Below are 574 nucleotides of genomic sequence, written 5' to 3'. Positions count from 1 at the left end.
CCCCGCCCGCCGACACCGCGACGATCGCCGGCGTGGCCGCCATCGCCGCCGACGGCGCCGCCCCCGACACCGACTGCGCCAGCACCTCCAGCGGACCGAGCCCGCGCCGCCGCAGCCCGTGCACCGGCGAACGCTGCCGCAGCCGGGGCACGACGGGACGGTCGCGCACGGGACCTCCTCAACGACGGACGGGTCCGCCGCCGGCCGCCGGGGGGCCGGGGTGCGGACCGAAGCGGAGCGTACGACTGCTCCCCCACCGAATCCACCGTCCGACCTGCGGTGACGGGTCGAACGAGAATTCCCGTCCGCCGATTCCCGTGGAATGAGAACCACGGACGACCCGTTTCGCGCTGCCCGGGACCGGGCTTTGACGCCGTCCGCGCGGGACGTGACGGTCGTCTCCCGTCCAGCTCGTTCCCCGCCGTCCCCGGGAGTCCCCCATGCGAGAGCGGCAACGACCCAGCCGACGACACGGCCTGCACCCGCCCCACCGACCCAGCGTCCGCGAGGCGGTGCGATGAGACATCCTCTGTCAACCTTCGGGTCAGGCTGCTCGTCCGAGGGCTCGGTTGCG

It is taken from the genome of Pseudonocardia sp. D17, from assembly GCF_036984265.1.
GTDB classification, from domain to species: domain Bacteria; phylum Actinomycetota; class Actinomycetes; order Mycobacteriales; family Pseudonocardiaceae; genus Pseudonocardia; species Pseudonocardia benzenivorans.
This window is presented reverse-complemented; position numbering follows the sequence as displayed.